Origin of the sequence: Mesorhizobium newzealandense (assembly GCF_042682145.1) — a bacterium.
GTDB classification, from domain to species: domain Bacteria; phylum Pseudomonadota; class Alphaproteobacteria; order Rhizobiales; family Rhizobiaceae; genus Mesorhizobium; species Mesorhizobium newzealandense.
Map to the genome: position 1 here is coordinate 160672 of NZ_JBHUGZ010000028.1, position 24356 is coordinate 185027.

Annotated in this window: 22 protein-coding genes; 11 read left to right on the forward strand and 11 right to left on the reverse strand. The window is 64.0% G+C overall.

From position 1 onward, the window contains the following. The first annotated feature begins 8 nt into the window (after window positions 1–8). Genes hpaE through hpaH form a run of 4 tightly spaced genes read left to right on the forward strand, consistent with a single transcriptional unit; the run spans window position 9 to window position 4225 of the window. A complete protein-coding gene (hpaE, locus tag ACFSOZ_RS33140) occupies window positions 9–1526 on the forward strand; it encodes a 5-carboxymethyl-2-hydroxymuconate semialdehyde dehydrogenase (protein ID WP_379105143.1) in 1518 nt (505 codons plus the stop codon). A gap of 14 nt (window positions 1527–1540) precedes the next feature. Continuing rightward, complete coding sequence (gene hpaD, locus ACFSOZ_RS33145) at window positions 1541–2521, forward strand: 3,4-dihydroxyphenylacetate 2,3-dioxygenase (RefSeq protein ID WP_379105145.1); 981 nt, start codon at window positions 1541–1543, stop codon at window positions 2519–2521. 31 nt (window positions 2522–2552) lie between these two features. Next, the gene (locus ACFSOZ_RS33150; protein ID WP_379105147.1) at window positions 2553–3428 is read left to right on the forward strand and encodes a fumarylacetoacetate hydrolase family protein; all 876 of its coding nucleotides are present in this window, start codon (window positions 2553–2555) and stop codon (window positions 3426–3428) included. Beyond that, complete coding sequence (gene hpaH / locus ACFSOZ_RS33155) at window positions 3425–4225, forward strand: 2-oxo-hept-4-ene-1,7-dioate hydratase (protein ID WP_379105149.1); 801 nt, start codon at window positions 3425–3427, stop codon at window positions 4223–4225. Before ACFSOZ_RS33150 ends, hpaH begins: the two co-directional genes overlap by 4 nt. Before the next feature lie 17 nt (window positions 4226–4242). Here hpaH and ACFSOZ_RS33160 read toward each other — a convergent pair whose 3' ends face one another. The 6 genes from ACFSOZ_RS33160 to ACFSOZ_RS33185 are packed head-to-tail and all read right to left on the reverse strand — an operon-like array spanning window position 4243 to window position 10696. Then, the gene (locus tag ACFSOZ_RS33160) at window positions 4243–5265 is read right to left on the reverse strand and encodes a phosphotransferase enzyme family protein (RefSeq protein ID WP_379105151.1); all 1023 of its coding nucleotides are present in this window, start codon (window positions 5263–5265) and stop codon (window positions 4243–4245) included. Then, window positions 5262–6569, reverse strand: a complete 1308-nt coding sequence (locus ACFSOZ_RS33165; protein WP_379105153.1) for an aminotransferase class III-fold pyridoxal phosphate-dependent enzyme — start codon at window positions 6567–6569, stop codon at window positions 5262–5264. Before ACFSOZ_RS33165 ends, ACFSOZ_RS33160 begins: the two co-directional genes overlap by 4 nt. 35 nt (window positions 6570–6604) lie before the next feature. Next, a complete protein-coding gene (locus tag ACFSOZ_RS33170) occupies window positions 6605–7954 on the reverse strand; it encodes an aminotransferase class III-fold pyridoxal phosphate-dependent enzyme (RefSeq protein WP_379105155.1) in 1350 nt (449 codons plus the stop codon). Window positions 7955–7974: 20 nt separating this feature from the next. After that, window positions 7975–8631 (reverse strand): HAD family hydrolase, encoded by a 657-nt coding sequence (locus tag ACFSOZ_RS33175; RefSeq protein WP_379105213.1) that lies wholly within the window; start codon window positions 8629–8631, stop codon window positions 7975–7977. An 8-nt stretch (window positions 8632–8639) separates the two neighbouring features. Continuing rightward, window positions 8640–9926: a Tm-1-like ATP-binding domain-containing protein gene (locus tag ACFSOZ_RS33180; protein WP_379105157.1), complete on the reverse strand. Its 1287-nt coding sequence runs from the start codon at window positions 9924–9926 to the stop codon at window positions 8640–8642. Continuing rightward, the gene (locus ACFSOZ_RS33185) at window positions 9926–10696 is read right to left on the reverse strand and encodes an IclR family transcriptional regulator (RefSeq protein ID WP_379105215.1); all 771 of its coding nucleotides are present in this window, start codon (window positions 10694–10696) and stop codon (window positions 9926–9928) included. Before ACFSOZ_RS33185 ends, ACFSOZ_RS33180 begins: the two co-directional genes overlap by 1 nt. Before the next feature lie 166 nt (window positions 10697–10862). Here ACFSOZ_RS33185 and ACFSOZ_RS33190 point away from each other — a divergent pair, with 166 nt between their 5' ends. The 3 genes from ACFSOZ_RS33190 to ACFSOZ_RS33200 are packed head-to-tail and all read left to right on the forward strand — an operon-like array spanning window position 10863 to window position 15044. Then, complete coding sequence (locus tag ACFSOZ_RS33190; RefSeq protein ID WP_379105159.1) at window positions 10863–12311, forward strand: APC family permease; 1449 nt, start codon at window positions 10863–10865, stop codon at window positions 12309–12311. 46 nt (window positions 12312–12357) lie between these two features. Then, window positions 12358–13560 (forward strand): cytochrome P450, encoded by a 1203-nt coding sequence (locus tag ACFSOZ_RS33195; protein WP_379105161.1) that lies wholly within the window; start codon window positions 12358–12360, stop codon window positions 13558–13560. Continuing rightward, the gene (locus tag ACFSOZ_RS33200) at window positions 13557–15044 is read left to right on the forward strand and encodes an aldehyde dehydrogenase (protein ID WP_379105163.1); all 1488 of its coding nucleotides are present in this window, start codon (window positions 13557–13559) and stop codon (window positions 15042–15044) included. The genes ACFSOZ_RS33195 and ACFSOZ_RS33200 overlap by 4 nt, the downstream gene beginning before the upstream one ends. Before the next feature lie 203 nt (window positions 15045–15247). On the opposite strand, the gene ACFSOZ_RS33205 is transcribed toward ACFSOZ_RS33200, so the two are convergent. After that, a complete protein-coding gene (locus ACFSOZ_RS33205) occupies window positions 15248–15439 on the reverse strand; it encodes a hypothetical protein (protein WP_379105165.1) in 192 nt (63 codons plus the stop codon). Between ACFSOZ_RS33205 and ACFSOZ_RS33210 the strand changes: the two genes are divergently transcribed. The 3 genes from ACFSOZ_RS33210 (at window position 15438) to ACFSOZ_RS33220 (ending at window position 18103) form a co-directional block, all read left to right on the forward strand. Continuing rightward, complete coding sequence (locus ACFSOZ_RS33210; RefSeq protein WP_379105167.1) at window positions 15438–16292, forward strand: MetQ/NlpA family lipoprotein; 855 nt, start codon at window positions 15438–15440, stop codon at window positions 16290–16292. The two genes, ACFSOZ_RS33205 and ACFSOZ_RS33210, sit on opposite strands and share 2 nt — an antisense overlap. A gap of 85 nt (window positions 16293–16377) precedes the next feature. Next, entirely contained in the window at window positions 16378–17466 is a 1089-nt protein-coding gene (locus tag ACFSOZ_RS33215) for a methionine ABC transporter ATP-binding protein (RefSeq protein ID WP_379105169.1), read from the forward strand. Beyond that, complete coding sequence (locus tag ACFSOZ_RS33220) at window positions 17447–18103, forward strand: methionine ABC transporter permease (protein ID WP_379105171.1); 657 nt, start codon at window positions 17447–17449, stop codon at window positions 18101–18103. The genes ACFSOZ_RS33215 and ACFSOZ_RS33220 overlap by 20 nt, the downstream gene beginning before the upstream one ends. A gap of 124 nt (window positions 18104–18227) precedes the next feature. Here ACFSOZ_RS33220 and ACFSOZ_RS33225 read toward each other — a convergent pair whose 3' ends face one another. Further along, window positions 18228–18434 carry a hypothetical protein gene (locus ACFSOZ_RS33225; protein WP_379105173.1) on the reverse strand — a complete coding sequence of 69 codons (207 nt, stop codon included), beginning with the start codon at window positions 18432–18434 and terminating at the stop codon, window positions 18228–18230. Window positions 18435–18551: 117 nt separating this feature from the next. On the opposite strand from ACFSOZ_RS33225, the gene ACFSOZ_RS33230 reads away from it, so the two are divergent. Continuing rightward, window positions 18552–20456 carry a BTAD domain-containing putative transcriptional regulator gene (locus ACFSOZ_RS33230; RefSeq protein ID WP_379105175.1) on the forward strand — a complete coding sequence of 635 codons (1905 nt, stop codon included), beginning with the start codon at window positions 18552–18554 and terminating at the stop codon, window positions 20454–20456. An 81-nt stretch (window positions 20457–20537) separates the two neighbouring features. Here the strand turns inward: ACFSOZ_RS33230 and ACFSOZ_RS33235 are convergent, their stop codons facing one another. From ACFSOZ_RS33235 to ACFSOZ_RS33245, 3 genes are all read right to left on the reverse strand, one after another. Continuing rightward, on the reverse strand, window positions 20538–21653 hold the full coding sequence (locus ACFSOZ_RS33235) for an aminomethyl transferase family protein (protein ID WP_379105177.1): 1116 nt from the start codon (window positions 21651–21653) through the stop codon (window positions 20538–20540). Window positions 21654–21722: 69 nt separating this feature from the next. Beyond that, window positions 21723–22499: an ABC transporter substrate-binding protein gene (locus tag ACFSOZ_RS33240; protein WP_379105179.1), complete on the reverse strand. Its 777-nt coding sequence runs from the start codon at window positions 22497–22499 to the stop codon at window positions 21723–21725. A 116-nt stretch (window positions 22500–22615) separates the two neighbouring features. After that, the gene (locus ACFSOZ_RS33245) at window positions 22616–24355 is read right to left on the reverse strand and encodes a hydantoinase B/oxoprolinase family protein (protein ID WP_379105181.1); all 1740 of its coding nucleotides are present in this window, start codon (window positions 24353–24355) and stop codon (window positions 22616–22618) included. Window position 24356: the final 1 nt, after the last annotated feature.

The window sequence follows — 24356 nt, forward strand, 5'->3', positions numbered from 1 at the left end:
AAGCTGACATGTCCGACCTGCAAGGCAATCTGACGAAGGCCGAAGCCTATCTGGCTCGTTTCAAGCGCGACGGGGTGCTGAACCAGATCGGCGGCGAAGCGGTGCCGGCGCTCGACGGCGCGACGTTCGAAACGCTGTCGCCGGTCGACCTCAAGCCGCTGGCGAGCGTCGCGCGCGGCGGTGCCGCCGACATCGACCGCGCCGCCAGGGCGGCGAAGGCGGCGTTTCCGGCCTGGGCCGCGATGCCGGGCGAGGTGCGCAAGAAGCTGCTGCACAAAATAGCCGATGCGATCGAGGCGCGCGCCGAGGAGATCGCGTTCGTCGAATGCATGGACACCGGCCAGGCGCTGAAGTTCATGGCCAAGGCGGCGTTGCGGGGTGCCGAGAATTTCCGCTTCTTCGCCGACCGCGCGCCCGAGGCGCGCGACGGCGAGACGCTGCGGACCACGGGCCAGGTCAACCTGACGACACGGGTGCCGATCGGCCCGGTCGGCATCATCACGCCGTGGAACACGCCGTTCATGCTGTCGACCTGGAAGATCGCGCCGGCGCTGGCGGCCGGCTGCACCGTGGTTCATAAGCCGGCTGAATTCTCGCCGCTGACTGCCCGCCTGCTGGTCGAGATCGCCGAAGAGGCCGGCCTGCCGAAAGGCGTGTGGAACCTGGTCAACGGTCTGGGTGAAGACGCCGGCAAGGCGCTGACCGAGCACCCTGATATCAAGGCGATCGGCTTCGTCGGCGAAAGCCGCACCGGCTCGATGATCATGAAGCAAGGCGCCGACACGCTGAAACGCGTGCATTTCGAACTTGGCGGCAAGAACCCGGTGATCGTCTTTGCCGACGCCGATCTCGAACGCGCGGCTGACGCCGCCGTTTTCATGATCTATTCGCTGAACGGCGAACGCTGCACCTCGTCGTCGCGCCTGCTGGTGGAAGCCTCGGTCTATGACAGCTTCACCGCCAAGGTCGCCGAGAGGGCGAAGCGCATCGTCGTCGGTCACCCACTCGATCCGAAAACGGTGGTCGGGCCGCTGATCCATCCGGTGCATGAAAAGAAGGTGCTGTCCTATATCGACATCGGCAGGTCGGAGGGTGCGACGCTCGCCGCCGGCGGCGGCAAGGTCGATGGGCCGGGCGGCGGCTGCTATGTCGGCCCGACCCTGTTCACCAACGTCACCAACACCATGCGCATCGCGCAGGAGGAGATCTTCGGGCCGGTGCTGAGCGCCATTCCGTTCGCCGACGAAGCCGAGGCGCTGGCGCTGGCCAACGACACGCAATACGGCCTGACCGGCTATCTCTGGACGTCGGACGTTACCAGAGCCTTCCGCTTCACCGAAGCGCTGGACGCCGGCATGATCTGGGTCAATTCGGAAAATGTGCGCCATTTGCCGACGCCGTTCGGCGGCGTCAAGAATTCCGGCATCGGCCGCGATGGCGGCGACCATTCCTTCGACTTCTACATGGAGACGAAGAACATCGCCTTCGCCACGACGGCGCACGCGATCCAGAAACTCGGCGGCTGATCAGAGGAAATCAAATGCCCTTGCCCAAGCCCAATCTCTACCCTGCCTTCAACATCGTGCGCCTCAGCCATGTCGAGCTGGCCGTCACCGACCTCGCCAGGTCCCGCGCCTTCTATGTCGACACACTCGGCCTGCAGGTCACCGACGAGACATCAGACACCATTTACCTCAGGGCGCTGGAGGAGCGCGGGCACCATTGCATCGTGCTGAAGAAGGCCACTACGGCCGAAGCGCGCGACCTCGGCTTCAAGCTGTTCTCCGAGGACGACCTTGACAAGGCCGAGCACTTCTTCAAGGGAAAAGGCCTGCCGGTTGAATGGGTCGAACGGCCCTACCAGTCGCGCACCTTTCGCACCCGCGATCCGCACGGCATACCGCTCGAATTCTACGCTGAGATGCAGCGGCTGCCGCCGATCCACCAGAAATACGCGCTCTATCACGGCGTCAAGCCGCTGCGCATCGACCATTTCAACTGCTTTTCGCCCAATGTCGACGAGTCCGTCGCCTTCTACAACGAGCTCGGCTTCCGCGTCACCGAATACACCGAGGATGCCAGCAGCGGAAAGCTGTGGGCGGCCTGGACGCATCGCAAGGGCGGCGTCCATGACATCGCTTTCACCAACGGCATCGGGCCGCGCCTGCATCATGTCGCCTTCTGGGTGCCGACGCCGCTCAACATCATCGACCTGCTCGACCTGATGGCGACGACCGGCTATCTGCCGAACATCGAACGCGGCCCCGGCCGGCACGGCATTTCCAACGCCTTCTTCCTCTACGTCCGCGACCCGGACAATCACCGCATCGAAATCTACTGCTCGGACTACCAGACGGTCGATCCGGACCTCGAGCCGATCAAGTGGGACCTCAAGGACCCGCAGCGCCAGACGCTGTGGGGCGCACCGGCGCCGAAGAGCTGGTTCGAGGAGGGCAGTGCATTTGCCGGGGTTGCGGCACGCCAGCCGGATCTGACGGCATCGCCAATCATTGCGCCTTGATGGCAGACGCAGACCGAATGAGGAGACCCGGATGACTGGACATGGGCGGCTCGCCACCTTCACCGTCGGCGGCAAGGCACGTTATGGCGCGATCACCGGCAAGGGCGTGGTCGACCTGTCGGCCCGCTATGGCCAGTGGCCGACGCTGCGCGAGGTGATCGAGGCCGGCGCCTTGGGGCGGCTTACGGAAGAGGCCGACGCCTTCGCCGCCGATTTCCCGCTCGACGCCATCGCCTACGACATCCCGATCCCGTCGCCGGAAAAGATCATCTGCGTCGGCGTCAACTACCCGGACCGCAACGAGGAGTACAAGGACGGCCAGGCAGCACCTTCGAACCCGTCGCTGTTCATCCGCTTTCCGCGCTCCTTCGTCGGCCATGGCGCGCCGCTGGTGCGGCCACCGGACTCTTCGCAGCTGGACTATGAGGGCGAGGTCGTCATCGTCATCGGCAAAGCGGGTCGGCGCATTGCCGAGGCCGACGCGCTCGGCCATATCGCGGCGCTGTCGCTGTGCAATGAGGGCACCCTCCGGGACTGGGTGCGGCATGCCAAGTTCAACGTGACGCAAGGCAAGAATTTCGACCGCAGCGGTTCGATCGGCCCCTGGCTGGTGCCGTTCACGGATGAGGCGCAGATTGCCGACATCGCGCTGACCACCCGCGTCAATGGCGAGCTGCGCCAGCAGGACCGCACCAGCCGGATGATCTTCTCTTTCCGCAAGATCATCGCCTACATCTCGACCTTCACCACGCTGGTGCCCGGCGACGTCATCGTCACCGGCACGCCGACGGGTGCCGGCGCCCGCTTCGAGCCGCCGATCTGGCTGAAGCCGGGTGATGTGATCGAAGTGGAGGCTGAAGGCATCGGCGTGCTTAAAAACGGCGTCGTCGACGAGGCGGCCCAATGACCCCGGAGCAAGTGGAAGACGCCGCGGCGCGGCTGTTCGAGGCCGAGCGTTCGCGCCGCCAGATCCGCCTGCTCAGCCTCGATTTTCCCGAGGCGACGATGGAGGACGCCTATCGCGTCCAGGCGGCGCTGGTGCAGCGCAAGATCGATGCCGGGCTGAAACCCAAGGGCTGGAAGATCGGGCTGACCTCCAAGGCCATGCAATATGCGTTGGCAATCGACACGCCGGATTCGGGCGTGCTGTTCGACGACATGTTCTTCAGTGATGGAGCGACGATCCCCGCCGGCCGTTTCATCCAGCCGCGCGTCGAGGCCGAGATCGCCTTCGTCATGAAGGCGCCGTTGAAAGGTCCCGGCGTGACCATCTTCGACGTGCTCAACGCCACCGACTACATCACGCCGGCGCTCGAAATCCTCGACACGCGCATCGAGCGCGTCAATGCGGAGACGAAGAAGGCGCGCACCTTCTTCGACACGATTTCCGACAATGCCGCCAATGCCGGCATCGTCATCGGCGGCCGGCCGCAGCGGCCGCAGGAGACCGACATGCGCTGGATCGGCGCCATCGTCTCGCGCAATGCCGAGGTCGAGGAGACCGGGCTTGGCGCCGGCGTGCTCAACCATCCGGCGATGGGCATTGCCTGGCTGGCGGACCGGCTCGCCCGCTACGGCCTATCGATCGCGGCTGGAGAGGTGGTCCTGTCGGGATCCTTCGTTCGACCCGTCGAAGCTCGTCCCGGCGACACCATCGTCGCCGATTTCGGCAGTTCAGGGGCGGTCAGCATTCACTTTGCCTGACGGTCGGCCAACCCCGATCAGTCACCATTCAGATAGGCAATCACCACATCGGCGGCGATGCTCGACATGCGCATGCCGACATCCCTGGTGATGTCGCCTTCGATACGGCTCTGCACCCATCCGAGGAAGGCGAAGGCGCGCAACGCCGAAAACAGCGGCAGTGCTGCGATGTCCTGCGGGGTCAGATCCCGCTCTAGCCGATAGCCGTCGAGCAGGGCGGCCTCGATCAGTGGATAGATCGCCTCCTCGCGGTTCTGGTAGAGGGCAACGGCAAGGTCGTACATGTGCCAGCCATAGCCGCAATCGTCGAAGTCGATGATGCGGATCGCGCTATCATGGACGAGCACATTCTCGCGCACCAGGTCGGCATGGATGATGCCGAAATTGCGGGCGCTGCGTTCATGCTCCGACAGCGCCTTCACGGCCTTTTCGCGCGCCTGGAAAACCAGCTCGCGGCGTGGACCGTCGAGGAAGGGGGAGGTCTCGAAGCGGCCCCAGTTCGGGTTCGGGCCGAAGAAACCGTCGAAATCCCAGGCATGGCGAGCAAAGCCGGCGGGCGGTGTCCAAACGGTGGTGACATTGTGCATGTGGGCAATGGTTCGCCCGATTGCCGTGAAGACCTGTCTTGCCTGCTCAGGTGTGAAATCCAGCGGCACGCCTCGCGCGCCGACGGCGCGGCCTTCCAGCCAGGAGAGACAATCGACCTGACGTGGCGGCGTCAAAGAGCCTGTGCCGACCGGTACGAACAGGTCGCCGCTCAGCGCCGCGATGGGAGATGGCGTGGCGACGCCGGCAGATTGCAGGAAGCCCATCCATTGCAGTTCCGAGAGCAACGCCTCGTCCGAATGATAGCCAAGCCGATGAACGCGCATGGCCGCCGGTTGTCCATCTGGCAGACGGACCCGAAACACCGCATTCTCGCGGTACTTCAGCAACTCCGGCTCACCGCTACGAACCCCCCAATGTTCGAGCGCACGCCGGGCAAGCTCTGTGACATCCGCTTCCGTCTCTGGCTCTGACTTCGTGGAAACAGCGTTCACGCCGGCACTCCGCAAACTTCGCCAAGCACCTCGTCGAGCGTGCCGATCAGAAAGGCGGCATTGTCGCGCGAAAACGGCATCGGCGGGCGGATCTTCAGCACGTTGCCATGGATGCCTGTCTTGCCCATCAGCACGCCGCGATGGCGCATCCGGTTGGCGACTTGCTCGGCAATGTCTGGCGCCGGCTCGCGCGTCTCGCGGTCGTGAACCAGTTCGGCGCCGAAGAACAGCCCGGCGCCCCTGACCTCGCCGATGCATTCATGGCGGTCGGCCAGCGGGCGCAGCAGGCCCAGTGCATAGGCGCCGACATCAAATGCATTGGCGACAAGGTCTTCCTGCTCCAGAACATCGAGAACGGCATTCGCCACCACAGTGGAAACCGGGTTGCCGCCAAACGTGTTGAAGTAGCGAAAGGCGTTGCGGAAGGTCGCCAGGATGTCCCCGGTGGTGACCACGGCAGCGACCGGATGGCCGTTGCCCATCGGCTTGCCCATGGTGACGATGTCGGGAACGAAGCCGGCGCGCTGATGGCCCCAGAAATGGCTGCCGGTGCGGCCGAAGCCCGGCTGCACCTCGTCGGCGATGACCAGGCCGCCGGCCTCGCGCACGGCATGCACCGCGTCATCGAAGAATCCGGATGGCAGCGCCGGGAAGCCTTCATTGGCGAGCAGCGGACACAGAATCATGCCGGACAGGCCGATGCCGTCCTGTTGCAGCGAGGCGATGGCTTCTCGCACCGCGTCGCCAAAAGCCTTGCCGTTGGCCATTGCATCCGGATGGCGATAGCTGTCGGGCGCCGGCACCAGCCTGACATGACGGGCTCGGCCGCCGACTGGCGGCATACGCGTGCTGAGCTGCGAAACCGCTGCCGTGTTGCCGTGATAGGTGGCGTCGGTGGCGATGATGCCCATGCGGCCGGTGGCGGCCTGCGCCATGCGCAGCGCAATGTCGTTGGCCTCGCTGCCGGTGCAGGTGAGGATGGCGGTAGACAGGCTGGCATCGAAGGTCGCGGTCAGCCGTTCGACATAGTCGAGGATGGCGGTGTGAAGGTAACGCGTGTGGGTGTTGAGCAGGCTTGCCTGCCGGCACAGGGCCTCGACCACATGCGGGTGGCAATGGCCGACATGGGCGACGTTGTTGTAGGCATCGAGATATTTGCGGCCGTCGGCATCGTAGAGCCAGACGCCTTCGCCGCGCACCAGATGCACGGGCTCGTCATAGAACAGTTGCGATTTCGCGCCGAGCAGGCGGGAACGCCGGCTAACCAGCGCTTCCTCGGCCAGTTTTTCCTGTGATTGAGCCATTTGCGTACCGAAACTCCGTTGTAACAGCCGATCTGTCAGACCTTCGACAGGCCAGCATCCAGCGCTTCGCCGATCTTCGCGACGTCGGCGGCGCTGATGATCAGCGGCGGCGACAGGATGATGTTGTTGCCGGAGACGCGCAGCATGACGCCGGCTTCATAAGCCGCCTCCGAAACCACGGCCATGGTTTTCTTGTCGGCAGGCTTCTTCGTCGCGCGATCCGAGACCAGTTCGAGCGCCGCCATCAGGCCCTTGTACCTGACATCGCCGACGATGGCGTGCCTGGCCTTCAGCCCTTCCAGCACGGCCGCGAGCTCGCTGCCCCGCGCGGCCGCGTTCTCGTTGAGGCGAAGCCGCTTTGTCTCGGCAAGGGCCGCCAGCCCCGCGGCGCAGCCGACCGGGTGGCCGGAATAGGTATAGCCATGGCCGATCGAGCCGAAGCTGGTCTTGTCGGCTTCAAAGACGTCTGCAACCTTAGCGCCGATCAAGGTGGCGCCGAGCGGGAAATAGCCCGAGGTGATCGCCTTGGCGATGGTCATGAAATCCGGCTTCACGCCCGACAGTCGCGAGCCCGACCATTCGCCCGAGCGGCCGAAGCCTGTCACCACCTCGTCGGCGATCAGCAGGATCTCATGACGGTCGCAGATCTCGCGCACCAGCGGCATGAAGCTTTCATGCGGAACGATGACACCGCCGGCACCCAGGACCGGCTCCATGATGAAAGCGGCGATGGTGTCACCGCCCTGGAAGGCGATCTCGTCCTCCAGCGCCTTGGCGCACAGTTTCGCCAGGCGTGCCGGGTCGGCCTCGTCGAAGGGGTTGCGGAAGGTCCACGGCGCCGGGATGTGGAAGACGCCGGGCAGCAGCGGCTCGTAGTTGCGGCGGAAATTGGCGTTGCCGTTGACCGACGCGCCGCCGAAATGCGTGCCATGATAGCCCTTCTTCAGGGCGAGGAACTTGGTGCGGTCACCCTGGCCACGGATCTTCCAGTATTGCCGGGCCAGCCGCAGCGCGGTTTCGACCGAGTCCGAGCCGCCCGAGGTGAAGAACGTCCGCACCATGCCTTCCGGCTCGAACCATTCACTGAGCTCGTAGGCGAGCTCGATCGACGGTCCGGTCGAGGTGCCGCGAAAGCCGGAATAGTAGGGCAGCGCGCCGAGCTGGTCGGCTATCGCCTTCTTGATCGGGTCGCAGCTGTAGCCGAGATTGACGTTCCACAGACCGCCGACCGCGTCGAGCACGCTGTTGCCGTCGATGTCGGTGACGGTGACGCCCTCGCCCTTCATGATGATCTTCGGCGGATTGGCCCGCATCTCGGCCGGATGCGCCATCGGATGCCAGATCGGCTTGGCATTTGTCTCGGTGAGGAAATTGATGTCGCGCATGACAGGCTCCGCAAATGGTCTCAGACGGCTGGGACGAGGTCGAAATGGCCGAGGGCCTCGGCATAGGAAAGTGCCGGCTGCGCAACGTCGAAATGAACGGTGCGCATGCCTGCGGCACGACCGCCATCGACATTGCGCTGCTGGTCATCAACGAAGACGCAGGCGCTGGCAGGCAGGCCGAGCGCCGCGGTGACGAAGGCATAGGCGCGGGGGTCGGGCTTGAGGATACCGGTATAGGTGGCGTCGGTTATTGTGTCGAACAGGCTAAGCAGCGGCAGCCGCCGGCGAAAGTCGGCGCCGTAGAACAGGTCGAGCTCGTTGGACAGGATCGCCAGGCGAAAGCCCGCCGCATGCACGGCGCGGATGGCGCTGTCGGCCTCGGGCCGCACCACCTTTTCCGGCTCCGCGCCGCGTGCACGCTGGACGAAGGTTTCCATCGCCCGCCAGTCCTCGCCGACCAGCCGGCCGACTTCGCGGGTGCGCGTGCGCCAGTAGTCGCGCTCGCTGATCTCGTCGGCCTGCATCGCGCGCCACAGCGGATCGCTGTCCGGATCGAACGGCCCGCGCCATTGCAACGTTCCCTCGATGAGGCCGAGCGCCTGTTCGGTCAGCGCATGCGTCTCGAACAGCGTCCGGGTGACGACGCCGCCGAAATCAAGAACCAGCGCCTGGGCCAAAGGAGTGCTCACGCGGCCACTCCCTTGACTGGTGTGCCGCGCGGGACAATGCCCTCCTCGACCCAGCGGTCGAAAATCTCGAGCGCCTTGCCGACGAAGTCGTCGCTGTTGATGTGGGCGTCGATCTCATGGAACTCGACGCCTGCGGGAATGGTCTTGCGCATTTCGTCGACGAAGGCGGCGAGGGCTTCGGGCTCATACAGCGGCTCACCCTGCATGTCCCATTCCTGGATGCCGCCGGAGGGCAGGATGAAGGCTGAGCGCCCCTTCGCCGCGCCGAGCTTGGCGGCGATGGTTCTGGCGACCTGGCGACGATCGTCGGCGTCGACTGTGACCGAGCCGATCAGCCGGTTGTGGGCATGGAACGGGCGCTCGGAGAACTTAGCCGGCAAATCCTGCCAGGTCGGCAGATCGACCATGTCGACCGCGCCGGGTGCGGCGATCTGCGGAATGCCACGGGCGCCGGCATTTTCCAGGCGGTCCGCGCCGGAACTGACAACGGAGCCGGCGAGATGGTTGGTGATTTCCTGCAGGCTGAAGTCGAACACCGCGCAGAAGTGCCCTTGTCCGGCAATCGATTCGAAGGCGCGGCCGCCCATTCCCGTGGTGTGGAAGACGGCGACGTCATAGCCGCGCCGCTCCAGCGCCGGCTTCAGCGTCTTCATGTAGCGCAGGCAGCTGCTGCCCAGCGACGTCATGCCGACGGTCGGCCCCGTAGCCTGCGCCGAGGCGCGCGACGCCAGCACGATCTTCGCCGCGCCGACGACCGCGCCGCAGGCTTGCGACAGGACAAGCTTGCAGATGCTGTTGAGGCCATACAGCCCACCTGCCCAGAGGATCATCATCAGGTCGGGCGCGACGCGTTCGGGCGGGATGAGATGTGAATAGGCGATGGTCGAGACGACAAATTTCGGCACGCCGAGCGGCAGGCAAAGCGCGACGTCGAGCGCCAGGTCGGTTCCCATCGAGCCGCCGATGGCGATGAAGCCGTCGATCTCGCCGCGTTGATGAAGCTGGCGCGCCAGTTGCACGGCGCCGCCGGCCATCAGTGTCATGGCGGTGTTTTCATCACCGCTCGAGACGATCTCGGCGATCGTCACATCCACAGCCCGGGCGACGGCGTGCTTGTCGTGATCCGGGCTGTAGGGCGGGTCGCCCAGCACGCTGACATCCATCATCACCGCGCTGCCGCCCGATGCCTCGATGCATTGCTTCATGAACTGGAGCTCATCAGCCTTGGTGTCACCCGTGCCGATGACCAGGATGCGGGGCGCCGTTGCCGTCTCTGCAGACATCACGCCTGCCTCCTCAGGTTTTGCAGGTTTTCGCCATTGAGGCGCATCGAAATCTCCCGTGCCGCGGCCATCACCGCAAGTCCCCGTTCCGCGATCGCCGCCGCCGTCGTCCTGGCCTTTGGCGCGGCCACCGCGATCGTGCCGAGCGCAAAGCCGTCCGCCGCGCGGATCGCCGCCGCGACGCTGATCACGCCCTCCTCGAAACCCTGATCGCAGATCGAATAGCCTCGGTCACGCGTCTCGCCGATGGAGCTGGAAATGGCGGCTGGCTCGATGAGCGTATGCGCCGTGAAGGCATCGAGCGAGCTCGCCAGGCATGCCTTGACGGTCTCGTCGCGGGCGAAGGCCAGATAGGCGATGCCCGACGCGGTGGAGTGCAAGGGCAAAAGCTGGCCGATATCGACATTGACCCGGTTTGCCCAGGCCGGATGTTCGACATGGACGGTCACCAGCGTGTCGACGCCGAATTCCGAGAGATGCACGGTCTCAGCGGTCGAGGCCGCGAGATCCCGTACCAGGGGAACCGCCGTCTGCAGGAAAGGAAAGCGCGCCTCGCGGATGCTCGCCAGCCGCGACAGGCCGGCGCCGAGGCGATAGTGCCGGGTGGCGGTATCCTGCTCTACGAAGCCATGGCCGGTCAGCGCGATCAGAAGCCGCCGCGTCGTCGCCTTGTCGAAGCCCGACCGGCGCGCAAGGTCGGACAGTCCGAGCGCGGGCTCGTCGACGGTGAACAGCTCCAGAAGTGAAATCGCCTTGCCGACCGTACCCAATTCCGCCTCCGGATAATCATTTAACGTGTGAATTAACTTGACAGGCATCGGCTTTGTTTGCAAGTCTATATTCAAAATAATGGTTCAAATAATGAACCGACATCCAGAGCGCATGGGACAGGCCGATCGGCCGGCGAGCCTGAGGGTTCGCAAACAGGAGGGACCAATGTCAGCAGTTTCGGAGCAGGCGCCAGCCAACAGGCTGCGCAAGAACAGTCTCGGTGTCGGCGCCATCACCTTCATGGTGATTTCGGCGGCGGCACCGCTTACGGCAGTCGCCGGCGGCACGCCGCTCGGCATGCTGATGGGTAATGGCGCCGGCTTTGCCGGCACCTATCTCATCGTGACCATCCTGCTGCTTTTGTTCGCGGTCGGCTATGTGACGATGTCGCGCCATGTCGGCAATGCCGGCGCCTTCTATGCCTATGCGGCGCGCGGGCTCGGCGGCCTGGCCGGCGGCGCCACGGCACTGATCGCCATCCTGTCCTACAACGCCATGCAGATCGGCGTCATGGGCCTGCTCGGCGCGGCCACATCAGGGCTGTTCGCCGGCTGGGGCATCAACTTGCCCTGGTGGGTGTGGAGTTTCATCGCCATCGCGCTGGTCGCCGTGCTCGGTTACCGGCAGGTCGACCTGTCGGCCAAGATCCTGACGGTGCTGGTGCTGTGCGAATATCTGGTGGTGCTGGTCCTCGACATCGCCATCCTCAAGACCGGTGGCGATAGCGGCCTGTCGATGGCGCCGTTCAGCTGGAGCCAGATCACTTCAGGCGCGCCGGCCATCGCCATCCTGTTCTGCTTTGCCGCCTTCATCGGTTTCGAGGCGACGACCATCTATGCCGAGGAAGCCCGCGACCCCGAGGTCACGGTTCCGCGCGCCACCTATTTCTCCGTGCTGCTGATCGGTGTCTTCTACATGGTCACGGCATGGCTGATGGCGGTCGGCGCCGGTGTCGACAAGCTGCTGCCGGCGCTGCAGGGGCTGCAGGATCCGACGACCTTCCTGTTCGGCCTTTCCGATCGTTACGCCGGAACGATGCTGTCGCATGCGATGAGCATCCTGTTCGTCTCGAGCCTGTTTGCCGGCGTGCTGGCGTTCCACAATGCGGTCGCCCGCTACATCTATGTCTCGGGGCGCGAGAAGCTGTTGCCGCAGACGATCGGCGTGACGCATTCGGTGCACCAGAGCCCGCATGTCGCCTCGGTCATCCAGAGCGTGCTGGCGGCAATCGTGGTTGGGCTGTTCGCCGTGCTCGGCCTCGATCCGGTGCTGGCACTGTTTTCGTGGCTGACCAATGTCGCGACGCTCGGCGTCATCGTCATGATGGCGGTGGCGTCGCTGGCCGTGGTGATGTTTTTCCGGGCCAATCCGGCCGCGCAGGAGAATGCGTTGAAGACCACCATCCTGCCCGGACTGACCTTCATCGCCTTCGTCGTCATCATCTATCTGATCGTCATCAATTTCGGTGGCCTGTCGGGCGCCAGCGGCTTCCTTGGCGTATTCCTGCCGGGGCTGGTGCTGATTGCCGCGGTGGTCGGACTGTTGCTGGCGAGCGCGCTGAAGAGCCGCGATCCGGTCGCCTTCGAAAACCTCGGCCAGCCGCTGAAAGATTGAGCGAAGCAAAGGGGGGCGGTTACGCCGCCCCCTCCACTGCGAAGGAGTGGCGGCCTTGGGCTTTGCCGAAAACATCACCGTCGAGGCGCTGGAGGCCGATCCCTATCCGATCTATGCCGAGCTCAGGCGCAGCGCCCCAGTCGCCTTCGTGCCGGCGGTCAATCTGTGGTTCGTTACCCGCTGGAAGGATGTCGAGAGCGTGGCGAAATCGCCCGACATCTTTTCCGCCGTGGTTGGCTCGTCGCCCGTCGAGCGGTCCTTCGGCAAGCCGACGATCCTGACCACCGATGGCGAGACGCACAAGCAATTGCGCGGAGGTGTCGACCCGAAGTACCGGCCGCGCACCGTTGCCGCCTATGCCGGCGATCTGGTGCGGTCGATCGCCGAACCTTTTCTCGACCAGATCGCCGAACGCGGCTCGGCCGAGCTGATGGCCGACTATTTCGAGTCGGTGTCGACGCTCAGCCTGGCGCGCTCGCTCGGCCTCGCCGACATCGACATGCCAACGCTGCGCCGCTGGTTCTACGGCCTTGCCCAAGGTGCCATCAATTTCGAGAACAACCCCAAGCGGCAGGAGATCGCCGATGCGATCAGCGCCGAGGTCGGCGCCACCATCCTGCCCACATTGGAGAGACTTGCGCGCGCGCCCGATGACTCCGCACTGTCGCACATGCTGCATGACGGCATGCCGGAAGGCACAACGCGGCCGATCGACTTCCTGATGCCAAGCATCAAGGTCATCCTGCTCGGCGGCATGCAGGAACCAGGACATGGCGCCGGCTCGATCCTGGCCGGCCTGCTTTCGCATCCCGGGCAATTGCGGCAGGTCCTCGACGACCTGGAAAACTTCGTACCGAAGGCCGTCGACGAAGGCTTGCGCTGGGTGGCGCCGATCGGCACGCAGACGCGGCAGACGACGCGGGCGGTCGAGCTTGGCGGCGTGACGATCCCGGCCGGCGCAGCGGTCGCGGCACTTGTCTCCTCGGCCAGCCGCGACGAGAGCCGCTTTGCCGACCCCGACCGTTTCGATATCAACCGCGACGAAGGCAACCATGCTGCCTTCGGCTTTGGCCATCATTTCTGTTCGGGCCGGGTTTTCGCGCGCGAGCAGATGTGCCTTGCAGTAACGCTGCTTCTCAAACGCTTCCCCGATCTCCGCCTGGTACCGGGCAAGGAGCCGGTGTTTCGCGGCTGGGAATTCCGCGCGCCAACCACATTGCATGTTAGTTTCGGAGCCAATCCCCAATGATCAGCCAGAATGCCATCGACACGCTGCGCAAGACGGAAATCGGCGCGCGAGGCCTGTTCATCGATGGCTTGCAGGCCGAGGGGACAAGCGGCGCGACGCTGCCGGTGATATCGCCGATCGACGGCCGCCCCTTCGCCAGCATCGCCGACGGCAATGCCGCCGACATCGAACGCGCCGTCAAGTCGGCACGCAAGGCCTTCGAGAAAGGTTCATGGTCACGGGCCGCGCCGGCCTTTCGCAAGAAGGTTCTGACAAAACTCGCCGAGCTGGTCGAAAAGCATGCCGACGAACTGGCCGTGCTTGGCGTGCGCGACAACGGCACCGAGATCGGCATGGCCTACAAGGCCGAACCGCTGTCGGCGGCTGGTACCATCCGCTACTATGCCGAGGCGATCGACAAGATCTATGGCGAGATCGCGCCGACGGCCGACAACGTGCTCGGGCTGATCCACAAGGAGCCGCTCGGCGTCATCGGCGTCATCGTGCCATGGAATTTTCCGCTGATGATCGGCGCCTGGAAGATCGCGCCGGCGCTGGCCGCTGGCAATTGCGTGGTGGTCAAGCCGCCGGAGATCGCTTCGCTGACGCTGCTGCGGCTGGCTGAATTGGCCAGCGAGGCCGGACTTCCCGCCGGTGTGCTCAATGTCGTCACCGGGCGCGGCGCGGTCACTGGTGAAGCGCTCGGCCTGCATATGGATGTCGACGCCATCACCTTCACAGGCTCGGGACCGGTCGGCCGGCGGCTGCTCGAATATTCCGCGCGTTCCAATCTAAAGCGCGTCTTTCTCGAACTTGGCGGCAAGTCGCCCAACATCGTCTTTGCCGATGCTCCTGACCTGAAACAGGCGGCGGTCGTCTCGGCCAACGGCATCTTTCGCAATTCCGGCCAGGTCTGCGTCGCCGGCTCGCGCCTGCTCGTCCAGGCGTCGGTCTATGACCGCTTCATGGCCGAGCTTCTCTCGGCAACCGCGCGGCTGAAGGTCGGCGATCCGCTCGATCTGTCGAGCGACGTCGGCGCGGTGTCGAGCGCCGAACAGCTGATGAAGAATCTCGGCTTCGTCGCACGCGCCGAGGCTGAGGGCGCCCGTCTCGTCACCGGCGGCGAACGCATTCTCACCGAGACTGGCGGCAGCTACATGGCGCCGACGATCTTCGAGAATGTGACGCAAGAGATGCAGCTCGCCCGCGAGGAGGTGTTCGGACCGGTGCTCGGCGTCATGCGTTTCGAGATCGAGGAGGAAGCGGTGCGCCTTGCCAACTCGACCGTCTACGGCCTCGCCTCAGCGGTGTGGACCGCCAACCTTTCCACCGCCCACCGCATGGTGCGCGCCATCAATGCCGGCGTCGTCCACGTCAACACCTATGGCGGCGCCGACATCACCGTGCCGCTCGGCGGAGTCAAGCAATCCGGCTTCGGCCGCGATAAGTCGCTGCACGCGCTGGACAAATATCTTGATCTCAAGACCGCCTGGATCGCGCTTTAGGTGTGTTGGCATTCAGGTGAGGCCGGCTTGCGAACGGCGGTTTCCTGCGCTTCCGGTGCTCACGTACCAAAAGTGCGCTCCGCTCCGGTTCTCGGAGCCCACCAATCTCAGCTCGGCCTGACCTGAATCTCAACACACCCCAAGGCCAATAGTCACGCCAGGTGTTTCGCGAATCTGACGTCCCTCCAATGGCGCGCAGGATCTCACAGCAGCTCGCTGCGGTCGGCCGGCGACGTCTTGTGCTCACTCTCCTGAAAACTTTGAGAGAATATTCCCGGCTTTGACGGGAACGGCGAAACGCTTTCTTTGATAAAGTCGATAGAATTTCTGACGATGTGCCCAAGGCTCGGCAATCCGCCTGGCTGCATGACTTCACAACCGCAGAGATCAATCATGACTGACTCCAAAAACACTTTGCCGTCTTCCCTCTGGTCAACCCTCAACCGGCGCAGTGGCCTTGCTCTGCTGTTCGCATCGGCCGTCGCCATCGGCAGCTTGATGGCGCCCCATGCGTCGTTCGCCGAGGACAAGAAGGCGATCAAGGTCGGCATCATCAGCGGCGAGGACGAGGATGTGTGGCGGGTCGTCGTCGCGCAGGCGGCCGAAAAGGGCCTCGCCATCGAGACCGTGGTGTTCAACGACTACACCCAGCCCAACGAGGCGCTGGAGCGCGGTGAAATCGACGCCAATGCCTTCCAGCACCAGCCCTATCTCGACAACCAGATCAAGACGCAGAGCTACCATATCGTTCGCGTCGGCTACACCGGCGTCTGGCCGATCGGCCTCTACTCGAAGAAGTACACCAAGGTCGCCGACCTGCCCGAGGGCGCGGTGATCGGCGTGCCGAACGATCCATCCAATGAAGGCCGGGCGCTGCGCGTGCTGCAGAACGAGGGCGTGATCAAGCTGAAGGACGGCACCGGCATTCTCGCCACCACCGCCGACATCGCCGAAAATGCCAAGAAGGTGGTGATCAAGGAGCTCGACGCCGGCATCGTCGGCCGCTCGGTCGAGGATCTCGACGCCGCGGTGGTCAACACCGACTGGGCGCTGAAAAGCGGCCTGACGCCGGAAAACCGCATCGCGCAAGAGCCCATTGCCGACAATCCCTACCGCAACTTCATCGCGGTGAAGGCCGGCAATGAGAACGAGGCCTGGGTCAAGACGTTGGTCGCGTCCTATCAGAACGAGGCGGTGAAGGCCGAGTTCGACAAGGTCTACAAGGGCACCGGCCTCAGCGCCTACTAGTAAGTTACGGGCGCTGATGTGCCCGCTTTGACTGGGAAGGCGGTCCGCGCAACGCGCGGGCCGCAATCGTATTTGGGATATGCGCATGAACCAGCATTTTGCCACAACCGCCGAGACCACGGACCAGACCGCTGCAACACCGCAGGACGTTGTGCGCCTTGTCGACCTGAAGCGCCGCTTTGGCGCCACGCCGGCGCTCGATGGCGTCTCGCTGACGGTGCGCAAGGACGAGATCCTCGGCATCATCGGCCGCAGCGGCGCCGGCAAATCGACGCTGATCCGCTGCCTGAACGGGCTGGAACGGCCCGATTCCGGCGCGGTGTTCATCGAGGGCCGCGAAATCAGCCGGCTTGGCGAGCGCGACCTGCAGCCGCTGCGGCGGCGCATCGGCATGATCTTCCAGCATTTCAACCTGCTGTCGGCCAAGACCGTCGAGGACAATGTGGCGCTGCCGCTGAAGATCGAGGGGCGGCCTAGGGCCGAGCGGCTGCAGCGCGCCGCCGAACTGCTTGACCTCGTCGGCCTGTCGGAGAAGGCCAAGGCCTATCCGGCGTCGCTGTCGGGCGGCCAGAAGCAGCGCGTCGGCATCGCAAGGGCACTTGCGGCGCGGCCGGCGATGCTGCTGTCGGACGAAGCCACCTCGGCGCTCGATCCGGAGACGACGCGGTCGATCCTTGCCTTGCTGAAAGACATCAACCGGCAGCTTGGGCTGACCATCCTGCTGATCACCCATGAGATGGAGGTGATCCGTTCGATTGCCGACTGCGTAGCGGTGATCGATGCCGGACGCATCGTCGAGGAAGGGCCGGTCTGGTCGGTGTTTGCCGACCCGCGCTCCGACATTACGCGCAGCCTGCTCGGCGCCATCCGGCCGCAATTGCCGGCAGACCTCGCAGCCCGGCTGGTGCCGTCAGCCGGCACGGAAACAATCCTGCGCGTCGACGTGGCCGGCGAAGCGGCGCGCGGCCCGCTGCTGTCCGACCTTGCCGTTGCTGTTCCAGGCTCCTTCCGCCTCGTCCATGGTGGCATCGACCATATCCAGCAGCAGCCTGTCGGTACGCTGTTCCTGGCCGTGCCGGGCAGCGATGCAGGACATCTCGCGCACGTAATCACATTCCTGAAGGCCCGCCAGGCGCGGGTGGAGGTGCTTGGCCATGTCGCCAATTCTGCTTGAGCTTCTGCTGCGTTCGATCTGGGAAACGGTCCTGATGACGGCGGCCTCCGGCCTCATCTCGCTGGTCTTCGGCCTGCCGCTCGGCCTGGCGTTGATTGCCACCGAACGCGGCGGCATTGCGGAAAGCCTGTGGGTGAACCGCGCGCTCGGCGCCGTCATCAACGGCTTCCGCTCGGTGCCCTTCATCATCCTCTTGGTGGCACTGATCCCGGTGACACGGCTGATCGTCGGCACCTCGATCGGCACCTGGGCGGCGATCGTGCCGCTATCGATCGCCGCCACGCCCTATTATGCGCGCATCGCCGAAGTATCTCTGCGCGAGGTCGACCGCGGCCTGATCGAAGCGGCGCGCGCCATGGGCGGCAACCGCTGGACGATCATCCGCGAGGTGCTGGTGCCCGAAGCGCTGCCCGGCATCGTCGCCGGCTTCACCGTAACGCTGGTGACGCTGATCGGCGCCTCGGCCATGGCCGGCGCCATTGGCGCCGGCGGACTCGGCGACCTCGCCATCCGCTACGGCTATCAGCGCTTCGAAACGTCAGTCATGATCGCCGTGGTCATAGTGCTGATCATCCTGGTCTGCGGCATCCAGTGGGCCGGCGACCGGTTGGTGGCGAGGCTGGATCGGCGGGCCTAAGGACTGGGCCAACGACCTGGGCGACGTTGTCTTCCATACGATCCTGTAGCGGTGCTTCTGAACCACAAAGCCCGCCGATCATGGCACGGACGAGGTCTGCGTTGCGGCGTCGGGACGAAGAAGTTCAGTAGTTGCCGACATCGTCGTCAGGTTGACGTCCGGGACCATTCGCACCAAGGCCAGTAGCCGCCCCGTAGGCCTTCCAGGTCGCAGAGGCATATGCCTCTGCGATGCTGTACAAAAATCGGCCAAGACGGACCTTACGCCACTTCGGCAGTTCGTTCGCGAGCGTCTCACCTGCCTTTCCCAAGACCTCCGTGACGATGGACATTGGAGTTTCCTCTCGGATGTTGTTAGTTGCGAGAGGCAACATCGAATGCGGGGCGTGAGATGCCTGTGAAAAGCTCGTGAATATCGCGAAAAAAGCAGAAATTCAGAGTACATCGCGATGAGCCCGGCGCGGCTCGATCTCCTGGGTGGTTTTCACCTGACGTCGCCGCAGGGGAAACCCTTGGAGATGCCCGCCAAGAAGAATAGAGCACTCCTGGGCATTCTCTCCGTAGCGCCGAACCAGGAGGTGACGCGTCACAAGCTGGCTGCTCTTCTGTGGAGCGATCGAGGTGAGGAGCAGGCGAGAAACAGCCTGCGGCAGGCCCTGGCTGCTATCCGCAAGGACTTTGCCGGGTTGGGGGCCGATGCCTTGGTCCTGGTCGGGGATCGCGTCGCGCTCAATCCGAAATTGTTCACCATCGACGTAACTGAATTCGTCGCTGCATCCGCGAGCCGTGATACAGCCGATCTTCGGCGGGCAGCCGCCCTCTATGCCGGGCCTTTTCTTGATGGGTTGAGCACGTCCGACAATGCTTTCGAGGATTGGCTGCGCGAAGTCCGTGCCGACCTGTCCTTGCGCGCAATCGATGTGTTCCAAGTTCTGGCTGAATCGGTGAGCGGTAGCGAGCGCGTTGCTATTTCCGAACGGCTGGTTGCTCTTGATCCGCTGCGGGAGCCGTCGCACGTCGCGCTGATGCGGGCGCATATCGCCTTGGGTCAAGCTGCGCTCGCCATCAAGCAGTATGAGGCGTGCAGGCTGTTGCTGAAGCGCGAGCTGAACCTCGAGCCAGGTGACGAGCTTCGGCTATTGCGCCGGAGCATGGACGAGACGTCCAAACCGCAAACCGGTGGCGCATCAAGCCGCGGGCCAGTCGTTGCAGTTCTTGCATTCGAGAATATGAGCAGCGACGCCAGCCAAGAATATTTCAGCGACGGGGTCACCGAGGACATCATCACCGAACTGGGGCGATTCGGCGAAATTCATCTCATATCCCGCAATTCCTCCTTTGTGTTCAAGGGAAGGACTGTCGACGCCGCCACCATCGCGAAGCAGTTGTCCGTCGATTACCTGCTTCAGGGTAGCATTCGCCGTGCCGGCGACCGGGTCAGGATCTCGTCGCAGCTCATAGAAGCCAGATCCGGCAATCAAATCTGGGCCGATCGATTTGATCGGGAGCTGACAGATATTTTTGAACTCCAGGAGGAGATCGCCAGAAGTGTCGCCATCACCGTCGTCGGCACAATCCGAACTTCGGGTGTGGAGAAGATACGGCGCCTTCCGATCGCCCAGCTCGATGCCTACGATCTGTATCTTCAGGCTCGCGTTCGGATGGTTCGCTATGACACTACTCTGGAAGCAGAGCCCTATCTTGCCAGGGCGATTGAGCTCGACCCGAATGTCGCCACCATCCATGCAATGATGGCGACTGTACTCACGAGCAAATGGCTGCTTGAGGGAGACGGGAACACGCTCAAGATCGCTCTTTCCCACGGTCGCCGCGCTCTAATACTTGAGCCGAAACAGGCATGGAGCCATATAGCGGTGGGTCACACTCTCATCTTCATGGGACAATTGGAGGAGGCGCTGCTGCATCTCGAGCAGGGTGTGAAGCTCAATCCGAACGAAACCCGGGCGAGAGCGATACGGGGTTTGTGCTGGAGCTATCTCGGTCGGCATGAGGAAGCTTTGTCCGATCTGGACGTCTGCATCGCCCGTGATCCCCTAAACTACGATTGGTTCTGGGATCTGCGTGGACAGGTTCTTCTGGTTCTCGGACGGTATCCTGAGGCGATAGCCTCCTACCGGAATCTCAATTCCTATGCATTTTGGGGATATGCGTTTCTAGCGGTCTGTCATTGGAGAATGGGTGACGAGCTGCTCGCCGCTCACGCAGCCAGACAGTGTCTGGCGGCAAGGCCCGATGCGACTGTAAGCACCATCTTGATCGATCCGTATCGCAACCCAAAAATCCTGGAGGATCTTCGGAGAGACCTGCTTGCTGTCGGCATACCAGATGGATGAATGTCGGCCTTCCGCGACGATACCCGTTCATAGGCTTAACCCAAAAGGAAAGCCCAAAAGCAATTTCCGGAATAAGCCGCGTTAGCCCCTCAGCCTGACGCCCTCGGGGTCAAAGAACGGGATCGGCGCCACGATCGCGCGGGTCGGCTTGCCGTCGATGTCGATGCTGAGTTCGGTGCCGATGGCGGTGAAAGGCAGCCGCAGATGCGCGGTGGCCAGCACCTTGCCCAAGGAATAGCCGTGGTCGCTGTAAGTGACGATGCCGGCATCCTCGCCATCGGCCAGGACCCTGGCATCGGTTGCGGCCGGCTTGTCGCCGTCGAGGATCAGCCCGACCCATTGCTCGTCGAGGCCCTTGTCGCGAACCTTGAGCAGAGCTTGCCGGCCGACGAAATCGCCTTTGTCGAACTTGATCCAGCGGTCGAGGCCGACATGGAACGGCGTGCGGGTCTCATCCATGTCGATGCCATGCGCCGGATAGGCCTTTTCCAGCCCCAGCGTGAACATCGCCAGCACGCCATAGGGTTTCAGGCCGAAGTCACCGCCGGTCCGCATCAGCGCGTCCCAGAGCGAGGCCGCCTCGTCGGCCGGCACGAACAGTTCGAAGCCGAGTTCGCCGGTCACGCCGGTGCGCGAGATCAGTATCTTCGTCTCACCAATGCGCCCCGAGGTGAGCGACCAGCGTTTGAGCCCGTCCAGATCGGCATCCGAGATCAACGCCTTCAGCAATTCGCGGGAGCGCGGGCCCTGGATGGTCGGGAAGGCGATGGCCGCGGTGATGTCGGTGACATAGGCCTTGCGGCCCTGCGCATGGTGCAAAAGCCAGGGCAGCATCTTCAGGCGGTTGACCGAGCCGGTGACCAGCATGAAGTGCTCCGGCGCCAGCCGGAACACGGTGAGGTCATCCATGATGCCACCGTCGTCGCGGCAGACGGTGGAATAGCGGACCTGGCCCGGCTTCATCGCCGCGGCGTCATTGACGATGACATGGTTGACCAGCGCCTCGGCGTCCGGCCCCTTGATGTCCATCTTGCCCATGGTGCTGAGATCCTGCACGCCGACATTCCTGCGGGTGTTCAGGTGCTCGTCGGCGATGCCGGAATAGGTCTTGGCCGAGATGAAATCGCCGCCGACCCGACCCATGGTCGCGCCCAGTCCGACGATGCTGCTGTAGAAGGGGGAGCGCCGCTCAGCCAAGAAAGTCTCCATCGTTCATAAAAATCGGCAGCGCCGGACGACGCCGCCGAAGTCTGTTTGGTGCCGGGATTAACCCCCGTAGACGTCGAACGTGAAGTACTTGTCGTTGATTTCCTTGTACTTTCCGTTGGCGCGCAGCGCGTCGATGGCTGCATTGAACTTGTCGGCCAGGTCCTTGTCGCCCTTCTGCAGCGCAATGCCGACGCCGGGTCCATGAATGGCCGGATCTGCCGTCAGGGTGCCGAGCAGCTTGCAGCAGGCGCCGTCTGATTTCTTCAGCCATTCGGTCAGGATGATCGAGCCGTCCATCATCGCGTCGAGGCGGCCATTGGCCATGTCGGTGCGGGCGTCGTCGCCGGTCGGGTAGGCCTTGACGGTCGAGCCCGAGTATTTCTGCTCGGCGAATTTCTGGTGGATGGTCGCGGTCTGCACACCGAGCGCCTTGCCTTTCAGGTCGTCCGGCGAGGTACCGGCGATGGTCGAATCCTTCGGCACCGCGATGGCCGGCGGCGTCTGGTAGTATTTGTGGGTGAACTCGACCTTCTCGGCCCGCTCCGGCGTGATGGTGATGTTGATGATCGCATCGAACTTGCCGGCCTGCAGTGCCGGTATCGAGCCGTCGAAATCCTGCACGGTGAACTCGCACTCGGCCTTCATCTCGGCGCACAGCGCCTTGCCGAGGTCGATGTCGAAGCCGCCCAGCGTGCCGTCGGCATTGGCGTAGTTGAAGGGCGGATAGGCGCCCTCGGTGCCGATCCTGAGCTTCTTGTCCTGGGCGGAAGCGGCACCCGTTGCGAGAACCAGGGCGACCGAAGTAGCGAGCACGAAACGACCGAAAAGACGCATGTCCGAGATCTCCGTTGACCGGAGAAGTCTACGGTCTTTCGTGCCCCCGGCGGAGACGGAAACGACATGTCATGCGCCGATCACGGCGCAGCCGGAGATCCAAGCCGCCGGCAGTGTCAGCCGGCGCGCTGCTTGTCCGTCGCCTTCCGGTCAACGGCGAGCTCGCCTGCCGACAAGACAACGCCGAATTTTTCGCCGGCTTCCTCCGACGTGTAATACCCCAGCGCCACGTCGCGCAGCACCAGATCGGCATCGCGTTCAAGCGGATCGCCGTAACCGCCGCCGCCGGGCGTGCCAACCCGCACGCGGTCGCCGGCCTTCAGGGCGATGTCCTGCTCCTTGGAGAGATGCGGCGGCACGTGTTCCTCGCCGCCGCGGAAGACCGTCACCGTGTTGACCGCGCCGTCCTTGCCGCCGAGCGCGCCCTGCGGGCCGAAACGGCCATGGTCCATGACGAAGGAGGCGCGCGCGTCGCCGCGCAGGATCTCGACCTCATAGGCGAGGCCAAAACCACCGCGATGCTTGCCGGCGCCGCCCGTACCCTCGCGCAACGCGTAGTGCCGGTAGAGCACCGGAAAGGCCTGCTCCATGATCTCAACCGGCGGCGACTTGGAAATGCCGATGGTCGAGCAGCCATTGGTCAGGCCGTCATGGCCTGAATTGCCGCCATAGCCGCCGCCGGAGATCTGATACATGACGTAGTCGCGGCCGCGCGCCGGATCGTTGCCGCCGAGCGCGAAATTGCCGCTGGATCCGGCTGGGGCCGCCGTCACCTTGTCGGGCAACGCCTGCACCATGGCCGCGAACACCGCCTCGGCGATGCGCTGCGACACCTCGGCAGCGCAGCCCGAAACCGGGCGCGGGTATTTGGCGTCGAGGAAAGTGCCTTCCGGCCGCTTGACGATGAGCGGCTCGAAGGCGCCGGCGCTGATCGGCACATCCGGGAAAATGTGGCGCATGGCGAGATAGACCGAGGACAGCGTGGTCGCCAGCACGCTGTTCATCGGCCCGGCGCAAGGCTTTGACGAGCCGGCGAAATCGAAAGTCAGTGTGTCGCCCTGTTTCTCGACGGCAAGCGCAATGGTCAGCGGCTCGTTGACCACCCCGTCGGAATCAACGAACGCCTTGGAATGGTAGGTGCCGTCGGGGATGGCCGATATGTTGGCGCGCATCTGTTCGGCAGCCCGCCGGCGCAGTTCGGCAATCGCCTCGACAACAGTTTCGTCACCGTAACGATCCAGGATTCCATTGAGCCGGTCCTGGCCGATCAGCAATGCGGCGGCCTGGGCTCTGATATCGCCGATGCGCTGGTCGGCAACACGGATGTTGGAGCAGATGATGGCGTAGATCTCGGGATCGAGCACGCCCTTCTTGAACAGCTTGACGGGCGGCAACCGCAGGCCTTCCTGCTCGACCGCGGTCGCGGAGGCCGAGAAACCGCCGGGCACCGAGCCACCAATGTCTGGCCAATGGCCGGTGTTGGACAGCCAGCAGAAGATTTTTCCGGCACGATAGACCGGCATGGCGAAGCGCACATCCATCAGATGGGTCCCGCCGAGATAGGGATCGTTGACGATGTAGATGTCGCCGGGCTCCGGCGGCAGGCAGCGGCCGTCGGCGATCATCTCGATCACCGTCCTGGTCGAATACTGCATGACGCCGACGAACACCGGCAGGCCCTGGCTGCCCTGCGCGATCAGCGAACCGTCGACCGCTGAATAGATGCCGTCGGAGCGGTCGTTGGCCTCGGCGATGACCGGCGAGAAGGCGGCGCGCGAGAAGGTCAGGTCCATCTCGTCGCAGACCTGCTGCAGAGCGGCCTGGAGGACCGAAAGTGTGATGGCGTCGAGCTTCATC

Coding starts and splice junctions, on each gene's coding strand:
- hpaE (WP_379105143.1), top strand. CDS start 9: ATGTCCGACCTGCAAGGCAATCTGACGAAGGCCGAAGCCTATCTGGCT.
- hpaD (WP_379105145.1), top strand. CDS start 1,541: ATGCCCTTGCCCAAGCCCAATCTCTACCCTGCCTTCAACATCGTGCGC.
- ACFSOZ_RS33150 (WP_379105147.1), top strand. CDS start 2,553: ATGACTGGACATGGGCGGCTCGCCACCTTCACCGTCGGCGGCAAGGCA.
- hpaH (WP_379105149.1), top strand. CDS start 3,425: ATGACCCCGGAGCAAGTGGAAGACGCCGCGGCGCGGCTGTTCGAGGCC.
- ACFSOZ_RS33165 (WP_379105153.1), bottom strand. CDS start 6,569: ATGGCTCAATCACAGGAAAAACTGGCCGAGGAAGCGCTGGTTAGCCGG.
- ACFSOZ_RS33170 (WP_379105155.1), bottom strand. CDS start 7,954: ATGCGCGACATCAATTTCCTCACCGAGACAAATGCCAAGCCGATCTGG.
- ACFSOZ_RS33180 (WP_379105157.1), bottom strand. CDS start 9,926: ATGTCTGCAGAGACGGCAACGGCGCCCCGCATCCTGGTCATCGGCACG.
- ACFSOZ_RS33190 (WP_379105159.1), top strand. CDS start 10,863: ATGTCAGCAGTTTCGGAGCAGGCGCCAGCCAACAGGCTGCGCAAGAAC.
- ACFSOZ_RS33200 (WP_379105163.1), top strand. CDS start 13,557: ATGATCAGCCAGAATGCCATCGACACGCTGCGCAAGACGGAAATCGGC.
- ACFSOZ_RS33210 (WP_379105167.1), top strand. CDS start 15,438: ATGACTGACTCCAAAAACACTTTGCCGTCTTCCCTCTGGTCAACCCTC.
- ACFSOZ_RS33205 (WP_379105165.1), bottom strand. CDS start 15,439: ATGATTGATCTCTGCGGTTGTGAAGTCATGCAGCCAGGCGGATTGCCG.
- ACFSOZ_RS33215 (WP_379105169.1), top strand. CDS start 16,378: ATGAACCAGCATTTTGCCACAACCGCCGAGACCACGGACCAGACCGCT.
- ACFSOZ_RS33220 (WP_379105171.1), top strand. CDS start 17,447: ATGTCGCCAATTCTGCTTGAGCTTCTGCTGCGTTCGATCTGGGAAACG.
- ACFSOZ_RS33225 (WP_379105173.1), bottom strand. CDS start 18,434: ATGTCCATCGTCACGGAGGTCTTGGGAAAGGCAGGTGAGACGCTCGCG.
- ACFSOZ_RS33230 (WP_379105175.1), top strand. CDS start 18,552: ATGAGCCCGGCGCGGCTCGATCTCCTGGGTGGTTTTCACCTGACGTCG.
- ACFSOZ_RS33240 (WP_379105179.1), bottom strand. CDS start 22,499: ATGCGTCTTTTCGGTCGTTTCGTGCTCGCTACTTCGGTCGCCCTGGTT.
- ACFSOZ_RS33245 (WP_379105181.1), bottom strand. CDS start 24,355: ATGAAGCTCGACGCCATCACACTTTCGGTCCTCCAGGCCGCTCTGCAG.